Raw genomic sequence first — 699 nt, forward strand, 5'->3', positions numbered from 1 at the left:
GCGCAGAAGACCGGCTTCCCGGCCGATCACATCGTCGGCAATGTCTGGTCGAATTCGGAAGAGGATGTGATCCCCGCGGGCGATGCCGCCAAGGGCTATACGGCCATCACCACCCAGGCGTCAGGCGAGCAGTATCCGGTGGTCCAGGAGATCGTCAAAACGGTCTACGGCGCCGGCAAAGGCAATCTCGACGAAAAGAGCCGTATCGGCTCGGTCTACCACAATCTCGGCATCGTCAACGGCATCCTCAATGTCGAGGCGGTCCGCATCGCGCAGACCAAGTTCGGCAACCGCACGCTCACCGGCGACGAAGTCCGCTGGGGCTTCGAGCATCTCAAGCTCGATCCGGCACGCGTCGAGGCGCTGGGCGCCAAGGACCTGTTCCACTCGATCAACGTCTCCTGGGACAATCACGAAGGTGACGGCTACGTGACCTTCCAGCAGTGGGACGGCAAGAAGTGGAACGTCGTCTCCGACTGGATTGCGCCCGACTGGAAGCTGCTGCGTCCGATCATCGAGAAGTCGTCCGAGGCCTATGCCAAGGAAAAGGGCATTAAGATCCGCACGGCCGAAGACGCCGAAGCAGTGGTCAGCAACTGAAGTCCAACAACTCGCGGCCGGCCCCCCGGGCGGCCGCGCATTTCAGGCGTTTTGGGGGGGCTAGTAGTGCCGCCCGGCAAAAACCCAAAATTGGGGACC

General features: G+C 62.1%; 1 protein-coding gene. It reads left to right on the forward strand.

Annotated features, from left to right (window positions below; translation table 11 throughout):
• Positions 1 to 600, forward strand: a 600-nt coding sequence (locus NKI59_RS35000; RefSeq protein ID WP_502901160.1) for a type 1 periplasmic-binding domain-containing protein, incomplete at its 5' end; no start/stop codon positions are given.
• Positions 601 to 699: the final 99 nt, after the last annotated feature.

Source organism: Mesorhizobium sp. M0598 (assembly GCF_040320865.1).
GTDB lineage: Bacteria > Pseudomonadota > Alphaproteobacteria > Rhizobiales > Rhizobiaceae > Mesorhizobium.